Origin of the sequence: Amycolatopsis sp. NPDC051071 (assembly GCF_040682875.1) — a bacterium.
Taxonomy (GTDB): Bacteria; Actinomycetota; Actinomycetes; order Mycobacteriales; family Pseudonocardiaceae; genus Amycolatopsis.
Genome location: NZ_JBFBBY010000240.1, coordinates 1 through 9203 on the forward strand (window position 1 = coordinate 1; position 9203 = coordinate 9203).

General features: G+C 68.4%; 6 protein-coding genes. 5 read left to right on the forward strand and 1 reads right to left on the reverse strand.

Going from position 1 to position 9203, the window contains the following annotated elements; all coding sequences use genetic code 11:
- Window positions 1-425 precede the first annotated feature (425 nt).
- On the reverse strand, window positions 426-1910 hold the full coding sequence (locus AB0M65_RS38480; protein ID WP_364039737.1) for a PucR family transcriptional regulator: 1485 nt from the start codon (window positions 1908-1910) through the stop codon (window positions 426-428).
- 111 nt (window positions 1911-2021) lie between these two features.
- Between AB0M65_RS38480 and AB0M65_RS38485 the strand changes: the two genes are divergently transcribed.
- The 5 genes from AB0M65_RS38485 (at window position 2022) to AB0M65_RS38505 (ending at window position 9050) form a co-directional block, all read left to right on the forward strand.
- Window positions 2022-3476: a sodium:solute symporter gene (locus tag AB0M65_RS38485; protein WP_364039740.1), complete on the forward strand. Its 1455-nt coding sequence runs from the start codon at window positions 2022-2024 to the stop codon at window positions 3474-3476.
- A gap of 38 nt (window positions 3477-3514) precedes the next feature.
- Window positions 3515-4468 (forward strand): agmatinase, encoded by a 954-nt coding sequence (speB, locus tag AB0M65_RS38490; RefSeq protein WP_364039743.1) that lies wholly within the window; start codon window positions 3515-3517, stop codon window positions 4466-4468.
- Window positions 4465-6120: a thiamine pyrophosphate-binding protein gene (locus AB0M65_RS38495; RefSeq protein WP_364039746.1), complete on the forward strand. Its 1656-nt coding sequence runs from the start codon at window positions 4465-4467 to the stop codon at window positions 6118-6120. The genes speB and AB0M65_RS38495 overlap by 4 nt, the downstream gene beginning before the upstream one ends.
- Complete coding sequence (locus AB0M65_RS38500) at window positions 6117-7523, forward strand: aminobutyraldehyde dehydrogenase (RefSeq protein ID WP_364039749.1); 1407 nt, start codon at window positions 6117-6119, stop codon at window positions 7521-7523. Before AB0M65_RS38495 ends, AB0M65_RS38500 begins: the two co-directional genes overlap by 4 nt.
- A gap of 81 nt (window positions 7524-7604) precedes the next feature.
- Entirely contained in the window at window positions 7605-9050 is a 1446-nt protein-coding gene (locus tag AB0M65_RS38505; protein WP_364039752.1) for a cytosine permease, read from the forward strand.
- The last annotated feature ends 153 nt before the right edge of the window (window positions 9051-9203 follow it).

Consider the following 9203-nt stretch of genomic DNA (forward strand, 5'->3'; position numbering starts at 1 on the left):
TCTCAACACTGCCTCCCCCTCCGCACCCCCCCCCGCGCTGGTGTCCTTACGCCCTCTTTCTACACTTCCACGTTCTCAAAGGAGGCCTTCAGGACACCACGAGCACCGTCGAGCATCGAGGGACCTCGCGTTGATGAAGGAATTGGGACGATCAGCGTCCCAATTCCTTCATCAACGGCGCCTGAATCCCCTGGCCGACCAGGGCTGGATCATCATAACTAGTCAGGTACCCGGTGAGCTGCGTATGCGCAGGTCAGCACCCTGCGGACATTGGTCCAGACCGGCAGGATCGGTTACCTGGATCTTGAAAACGGTCGTAACGGGCAGGTGTTCGCTGCGGATGGACATTTAGGTGCCGGAAACCCCTGGTAGGAGGCCTGACTACGCCAACCAGGGGGTCCTGACTAGTTAGGGCTGGATCCCACTCACGACCAGCGCAGCGCGAACCACAGCCGCATCCGGATCTCCGGATCCGCCAGATCCACCTGCAGCGCCCGTTCGATCTGCCCGATCCGGTGCCGGACGCTGTTGCGGTGCACGCCGAGTTCGGCGGCCGTCCGGTCCCAGCCGCCGTGGTGCGCGAGCCAGGTCCGCAGTGTCTCGACCAGTTCCCGCTCCCCCTTCCGGTCGAGTTCACGCAGCGGCGCCAACGCCTTGGCGGCGAATCCGGCGGCCGCGCTCGGCGTGATCAGCGCGTCCAGCCCGAGCCCCGGTGCTTCCGCCACCACCGGCCGCTCCAGCGCGCTGGCTCGCTTCAGCAGCAACTCCACTTCGGCGGCCGCCTCGGGGAGCCGCTCGGCGGGGACGGGTGAGCTCACCACGGCGAGCCAGCCGTCGGCGCGGAGCCGGTCGAGGTCGCCGATCTCCGGCGCCTCGACGACGATCGCGTCGAACCGCGGCCCTGGCCGCGTCCGCACGAGCGGGGTGTCCAGCCGGGCACGCAGCCAGTCGTAGCGGGCGGCGACTTGGTCGGGGCCGCGGCGGTAGGCGATCCCGGCAACCAGGCGGTGTTCGTCCTCGCCCGCCACACCGGTCTCCCCCAGCAACAACGCCGTGGCGATGGCGCCGAGCCCGGCCGCGTCCGAACCGGCGCGGCCCGCCAGCCCGAGCAGCGACGCCCCGACCGAAAGGATCGCGCGGTCCGCGCCGTCGAAGCGTGACCCGCGGCCGACCACGATCAGATGTGATGCCGTCGCCTGCGGGTACACCGGCTGCCCGACGACCTGCGTGCCGTCGGGTAGTTCCGTCGTCGCACTGCGGATCCCGCGACCGGATCGCAGCGTGGCGACCAGTTCCCGGACTTCGGCGGGCAGCGGTGACGGCGCGCCGTGGCCGGCGGCGAGGACGTCGCCGACGCCGACCAGCGCCACCCACGCCCGCAGCCGTCCGGCCAGCGCGCTCGCCAGTTCGCCGAGCCCGTCACCCGCCGCCCTGGTCAGCGCCTCCCGCGCGACCGCGATCCGCCGCTGTTCCCGCTGTCCCGCCTCGGCCAGCGCGACCGAAACCGCCTGGCTGATCGCCAGGAACGGCGTCCGGGGCAGGACCACCAGCAGCGGGAGGCCGTGCCGCACACACGCCGTCCGCAGTGGCGGCGGCAACGTCTCGTGGGCGCCCGGGGTGAGCCCGAAGCCCAGCGCCGAGATCCCGCCGTCCACCAGCCGACGGACGTAATGGTCGACCTCGGCGGGCTCCACCGGCAGGTTCACCCCGGCGGTGAGCAGCAATTCGGCCCCGAGCAGGTACGGCGCGGGATCCCGCAGCTCGCTGACGTGGGCCCAGCGCACCGGGGCGTCGAGCGCGCCGGGCCGCAGTGTCTCCACGACCGGGTCGATCGCCAGTTCCGGGTTGCCGACCACGGCCCGTAACGGAACATTCACCTCCGAGTCGACCGAATCATGGGTTTGGGTCATTCCATCCTCACTTGTCGATAACTTTGGATGGATCATCCCATGTCCTTCAAGGTGCTAACGAACCTACGGTGACCCGAACGAAGCGAACAGCCCCAAGGCAAGGAGGACACCGTGGCCGGTGACTACGCGGTGATCGCGCTGTACATAGCGGGCATGATCGGCGTCGGCTGGTTCGGGCTGCGGCTCGCCAAGACCAAATCCGACTACCTGGTCGCGGGCCGCCGCCTCGGCTGGTTCATGTACTCGGGCACGATGTCCGCGGTCGTCCTCGGCGGCGCTTCGACGGTCGGCGGCGTGAAGCTCGGCTACACCTACGGCATCTCCGGCGCCTGGCTCGTCATCGCGATCGGCGTCGGCATTCTGGTGCTGCACACGTTGTTCGCGCGACGGCTGGTGAAACTGCGCGTCTACACCGTCGGCGAGATGCTCGATCTGCGCTACGGCGGCTCCACCAGCGCCATCTCCGGCGTCGTCATGTGGGCGTACACGCTGATGCTGACCGTCACCTCGACGCTGGCGTTCGCCACTGTCTTCAAGGTCCTCTTCAACGTCCCCAGCTGGGTCGGCATCGCCATCGGCGGGTCGATCGTGGTGCTCTACTCGGTACTCGGCGGCATGTGGTCGATCACGCTGACCGACATCGTCCAGTTCGTCATCAAGACCATCGGCATCCTGTTCATCCTGCTGCCGGTCTCGATCGTCTCGGCAGGCGGTTTCGACGGGATGGCCGCGCGGCTGGACGAGAGTTACTTCGAGCTCACCGCCATCGGCGGCGACACCATCCTCACCTACTTCCTCGTCTACAGCTTCGGGCTCCTGATCGGCCAGGACATCTGGCAGCGTGTGTTCACCGCCCGCACACCGGGTATCGCCACCGGCGGTGGCGTCATCTCCGGCGTTTACTGCCTGGTCTACGGTCTCGCCGGCGCGCTGATCGGCACCGCGGCCAAGACGCTCTACCCGACATTGGCCAGCGCGCAGGACGCGTTCGCGACCATCGTCGAGGACCAACTGCCCGCCGGGGTCCGCGGCCTTGTCCTCGCGGCCGCGCTGTCGGCGATGATGTCGACCGCGAGCGGCGCGCTCATCGCCTGCTCCACGGTGAGCACGTCGGATCTGCTCTCCAAGCTGGGCCTCAAGTCCTCCGGCGGCGACGAGGTCAGCAGGAACCGCGTCACCACGCTGATCCTCGGCATCGTCGCGATCGGTATCGCCATGGTCGTCGACGACGTGGTCAACGCGCTGACCATCGCCTACGACATCCTCGTCGGCGGCCTGCTGGTCGCGATCATCGGCGGGCTGGCCTGGAAACGCGGCACCCGCCAGGGCGCGCTCGCTTCGATGGTCGTCGGCACCATCGTGGTCATCACGTTCATGTTCGTCGACGGCGTCGAGGCCAACAGCCCGATCTACTGGGGTCTCGGCTCCAGCCTCGCGGTGTACCTGCTGGTCAGTTTCCTGACCCCGCGTACCTCCGATGAGATCCTCACCGTCTGGACCCGCCGCCTGAACGGCAGCGCGGTCGCCGAAGAAGAAGAGGCCAAGGCGAAACTCGCCGCCTCCTAGTCCTGTAGCCCTGTAGCCCTGAAGCAGAAGGAGACACCGTGCCTGTGCAGAACCCGATCGGCCCCGTCGACTCGGCGAAGGTGCCCCGGTTCGCCGGATTCGCGACCTTCGCGAGGCTTCCGCGGATCGATCAGGTCGAGCGTGCCGACGTCGCCGTCCTCGGCGTCCCGTTCGACGCCGGGGTGTCCTACCGTCCCGGTGCGCGATTCGGCCCCGCCGCGCTCCGCGAGGCCAGCAGGCTGCTTCGCCCGTATCACCCGGAACTCGACGTCTCGCCGTTCGCCGAAACGCAGGTGGTCGACGCGGGCGACGTCGCGCTCAACCCGTTCAACATCGGGGAGGCGATCGAGACCCTTCAGCAGGAGGCGGAGGCGCTGACCGCGGACGGGACGCGGCTGGTGACCGTCGGCGGCGACCACACGATCGCGCTCCCGCTGCTGCGGGCGGCGGCGAAGAAGCACGGACCGGTGGCGCTGCTGCATTTCGACGCGCACCTCGACACCTGGGACACCTACTTCGGCGAGCCGTACACCCACGGCACGCCGTTCCGGCGGGCGTCGGAGGAGGGCATCCTCGACACCGAAGCGCTGTCTCACGTCGGCACGCGCGGCCCGCTGTACGGCAAGCGGGATCTGGAAGAGGACCGGCGGCTCGGCTTCGGCATCGTCACCTCCGGCGACGTCATGCGCCGCGGCGTCGCCGAGACCGTCGACGCGCTGCGCCAGCGCATCGGCGGCCGCCCGCTGTACATCTCGGTCGACATCGACGTGCTCGACCCCGCCCACGCGCCGGGCACCGGCACCCCCGAAGCGGGTGGGATGACCAGCCGGGAACTGCTGGAAATCCTGCGTGGCCTGCGGGACTGCAACCTCATCGGGGCGGATGTCGTGGAGCTGGCGCCCGCTTACGATCATGCGGAGATCACCGCCATCGCGGCGTCCCACGTCACCTACGACCTGGTAAGCCTGCTCAGTTTGGGGAAGGGCGTATGACCGGCTCGGAACGGATAGGCGGCGACGTCGTCGTCGAAACCCTCCGCGCGCTCGGCGCGGACACCGTGTTCGGCCTGCCCGGCCAGCACGCGCTCGGCCTGTTCGAGGCACTGCGGCGCACGGACGGCCTGCGGGTGATCAGCTCCCGGGTGGAGAACAATCTGGCGTTCGCGGCCGACGGGCACGCCCGCGCGCGGCTCGCCGCGAACCCCGACGGCCCCGTCCCGGTGACGCCGATGATCGTGTCGACCGGCCCTGGCGCGTTGCTGACTTTGGCTTCACTGCAGGAATCCCGGGCCGCGTCGGTACCGGTGCTCGGCATCTCCAGCCAGATTCCCGTCGCCGGGCTCGGCGGCGGACGGCACGGATATCTGCACGAACTGCCCGATCAGCAGGCCAGCTTCCGTGACGTCGTCAAGTCGGTGCACGTCGTGCGGACCGTCAGCCAGATCCCGACCGCGCTGCGCGAGGCGTGGGAGTCGGCGGCCACCGCGCCGTACGGTCCGGTGTGGGTCGAGATCCCGCAGGACATCCTGCTGGCGCCGACGGAGCTGCCGAAAATCACCTCGGTGACGGCGAAACCGGCGCCGCTCGAACCGCTGCCGGAGCTGATCACCGAGGCCGCGAATCTCCTTGGCGCGGCTAAAAAGCCGGTGATCCTCGCCGGTGGTGGCGCACTGCGTTCCGGTGCTCACGCGGAATTGAAGACCCTGGCGGAGGCTCTCCGTGCGCCAGTGCTGTCGACGTTCGGCGGCAAGGGCGTCTTCGGCTGGGACCATGAGCTTTCCGGGCAATCGTGGCTGGAGGACTGGCACAGCACCGAGTTCCTTTCGGACGCGGACGTGCTGCTGGTGCTGGGTTCCGGGCTCGGCGAGCTGTCCAGCAATTACCGCGAGTTCGCGCCACGCGGCAGGCTGGTCCAGATCGAGGCCGACCTCGGGAAACTGGAGTCGAACTATCCGGCGCTGGGCATCCACGCCGACGTTCGCCTTGCCCTGCAAGGGCTTCTGGAGCAGGTGCCGTTCCGGCGGTCCGACGGCGTTGCCGAAGCCGCCGTGACCGGCCTGCTGGCCAAGGTACGTGAACGGTTCGACGGCCAGCCGCTCGAAGCCGAGCGCAAACTCGTCGACGACATCCGCGCGGCGGTGCCCGAAGGTACGCAGACGTTTTGGGACATGACGATCGCGGCCTACTGGGCCTGGTCGGTGTGGAACCCCGAAGGCTCGCCGATTCACACCGCGCAGGGTGCGGGCGGGCTCGGCTACGGTCTGCCCGGCGCGCTCGGCGGCGCTGTCGCCACCGGTGGCCCGGTGCTGGCGGTGTCCGGTGACGGCGGCGCGATGTACGGCATCGCCGAACTCGCCACCGCGGTCCAGCACGAACTGGACGTCACGTGGCTCGTGATCGACGACGGCGGTTACGGCATCCTGCGTGAATACCTGACCGGCGCCTTCGGCCGGTCCACCGCGACCGAACTGGCGCGACCCGATTTCGCCGCGCTGGCGAAGTCTTTCGGCGTCGCCGCCACGGTGTCCTCTTTGGACACTGTTGGCAAGGACCTCGCCGAGTCCCTTGTCACGCCCGGCCCGTCCGTGGTCGTCCTCCCCGCCTTGCTGAAGATGTTCGAGCCTACCCACCTGGAGAAGAAATGACTCAGGTCCTGAACTTCGTCGACGGCGCCGAGGTATCGGCGTCGGGCTCGCGGACACTCGATCTGGTGAACCCCGCCACCGGCGAGGTCTTCGGCACCAGCGTGCTGTCCGAGGAGTCCGATGTGGACGCCGCGCTCGCGGCCGCGGCCCGCGCGTTCAAGGTGTGGCGCAAGAGCACACCCGCCGAACGCCAGCTGGCGCTGCTGAAGATCGCCGACGCGGTCGAGGCCCGCGCGGACGACTTCGCCGACCTCGAAATCCGTGAGACCGGCAAGATCCGGGCCGTCGTACTGGACGAGGAGATCCCGGAGTGCGTCAGCGCGCTGCGGTTCTTCGCCGGTGCGGCCCGGCATCTCGAAGGCACCGCGGCAGGTGAGTACTTGCCTGGCCACACCTCGGCGATCCGCCGCGAGCCGATCGGCGTCTGCGCGCAGATCGCGCCGTGGAACTACCCGCTGATGATGGGGGTCTGGAAGATCGCGCCGGCACTGGCCGCCGGGAACACCGTCGTGCTGAAACCGGCGGAGACCACGCCGTCGACGGCTGTGCTGCTGGCGAAGATCGCGGCGGAGTTCCTGCCGCGGGGCGCCTTCAACGTGCTGTGCGGTGATCGCGACACCGGCCGGGCGCTGGTGAAGCATCCGATCACCGAAATGGTGTCGATCACCGGGTCGACCCGCGCGGGTATCGACGTCGCCACCGTGGCGGCGGCCGATCTCAAACGCACACACCTGGAACTCGGCGGGAACGCGCCGCTGCTGGTGTTCGGCGACGTCAACCTCACCGAGGCGGCGGAAGGCATCGTCGGCGCGGCGTTCTACAACGCCGGACAGGACTGCACCGCGGGCAGCCGGGTGCTGGTGGACGCGGCGATCCACGACGAGTTCGTCGCGGAACTCACCAAGGCCGCCGCCGCACAGGCACCCGGCCGGGACTTCGGCCCGCTCAACAGCGAGGCGCAGCTCGGCCGCGTGCGCGGGCTCGTCGAGCGGCTGCCCTCGCACGCCCGCGTGGAGACCGGCGGCGCACCCGCCGGTGACCGCGGTTTCTTCTACTCCCCCACCGTGATCTCGGGCCTTAAGCAGGACGACGAGATCGTGCGGGAGGAGGTCTTCGGCCCGGTCATCACCGTCCAGTCCTTTGTGGACGAGGACGAAGCGGTGCGCCTGGCCAACGGCGTCCCCTACGGGCTGGCGTCGTCGATCTGGACCAATGACCTCGGACGCGCGACCCGCGTTTCGGGCGAACTCGACTTCGGCTGCGTCTGGGTCAACACCCACGGGCCGCTGGTCTCGGAAATGCCCCATGGCGGCTTCGGGCACTCCGGCCACGGAAAGGACCTCTCGTCCTACTCCTTCGCCGAGTACACCCGCGTTAAGCACGTCATGACCCGCTTCGCCTGACCGCGTTCAGTCCTCTAGTTGCGGTAGTTGGCGGCACGAACTTCCGCAACTAGAGGACTACTTGCGTCTTTGGAGGTCCCCATGGGTGAGAAGATCACCGAAGTCGAGCAGCACGGTATCGCGCCGATCCCACCGGAGGAACAGACGTCGCGTCCTCGCGACCTGTTCCGGATGGCGTTCGGCGGCGCGAACACTTTCGCCACCATCATCCTCGGGACCCTCCCGATCGCCTTCGGGCTGAGCTTCTGGGCGGCGGTGGCCGCCACCGTCGCCGGTGTCGTCGTCGGCGCGCTGGTGCTCTCGCCGATGTCGTTGTTCGGCCCGCTCACCCGGACCAACAACGCCGTCTCCTCCGGCGCGCACTTCGGCGTCGTCGGCCGTTGTGTCGGCTCCTTCCTCTCCCTGCTGACGGCGATCACTTTCTTCGCCATCTCGGTCTGGGTGAGCGGCGACGCCGTCGCCGGTGCGGCACAACGGCTTTTCGGCTTCGACGGCGGTGAAGTGCTTCGTGGCGTCGCGTACGGCGTCATCGCGATCGCCACGCTGGTGGTGTGCATTTACGGCTACCGGTTCATGCTGCTGGTGAACCGGGTCGCCGTCATCCTGGGCACGACGATCATGCTGCTCGGGATCGTGGCCTACGGCGGCACGTTCGATCCCGGGTTCGCCGGCACCGGCGTCTACGCCCTCGGCGACTTCTGGCCGACCTGGATCCTCGCCGCGCTCACCACGATGGCGAACCCGATCTCGTTCGGCGCGTTCCTCGGCGACTGGACGCGCTACATCCCCGCACGCCACAGCCGCCGTTCCCTGCTGGCCGCGCCGTTCCTGGCCCAGATGGCGACGTTGCTGCCGTTCGGGTTCGGCATCGCCACCGCGACACTGGTCGCGAATCCGGCCGACTACATCACCGGCCTGACCGTGATCTCCCCGCTCTGGTACGCGATCCCGCTGATCGTGGTCGCGTTGATCGGCGGGCTGTCCACCGGCACGACGTCGCTCTACGGGACCGGCCTGGACTTCAGTTCGATCTTCGTGAAGCTGAGCCGGGTCCAGGCGACACTGCTGATCGGCACGCTCAGCGTCGTCTTCATCTTCGTCGGCAACTTCGTGCTGGACATGGTCTCCAGCATCAACGCCTTCGCCACGCTGATCGTGCTGTGCACGTCGCCGTGGATGGTGATCATGATGATCGGCTTCGTGCTGCGGCGCGGGTTTTATGACCCGGACGATCTCCAGGTCTTCAACCAGGGCCGCAAGGGCGGGCGCTACTGGTTCACCCGCGGCGTGAACTGGCGTGCGATGGCCGCGTGGATCCCGGCGACGACACTGGGGCTGCTGACCGCCAACACCCCGATGATCGCCGGACCGTTCAACGACATCGCGGGCGGCGTCGACATCAGCATGGTGGTGACGCTGTGCACGGCGGCAATCGCCTATCCCGCGCTGGTCAAGCTTTTCCCTGAGCCACCAGAGGTCTACGCGTACACGGAACCCGTCGCGGCACCGGCGGTCGCGCACTCGTGAGTGATTTGGGTCGTTAGAGCGAACCCGCTCTTAAGCACTTACACGTCACCTGCGGCGTTGCTCGCGTGAAGTACATGAAGGCCCCCTTCCTTGCGCCTAGCGCAAGGAAGGGGGCCTTCCTGTACTTCGGGAAGGTGTGAAGGTCGAGTTTCT

Excerpts from the sequence above, each read along its gene's own strand:
- AB0M65_RS38480 (WP_364039737.1), bottom strand. The coding sequence starts at position 1,910 with ATGACCCAAACCCATGATTCGGTCGACTCGGAGGTGAATGTTCCGTTA.
- AB0M65_RS38495 (WP_364039746.1), top strand. The coding sequence starts at position 4,465 with ATGACCGGCTCGGAACGGATAGGCGGCGACGTCGTCGTCGAAACCCTC.
- AB0M65_RS38500 (WP_364039749.1), top strand. The coding sequence starts at position 6,117 with ATGACTCAGGTCCTGAACTTCGTCGACGGCGCCGAGGTATCGGCGTCG.
- AB0M65_RS38505 (WP_364039752.1), top strand. The coding sequence starts at position 7,605 with ATGGGTGAGAAGATCACCGAAGTCGAGCAGCACGGTATCGCGCCGATC.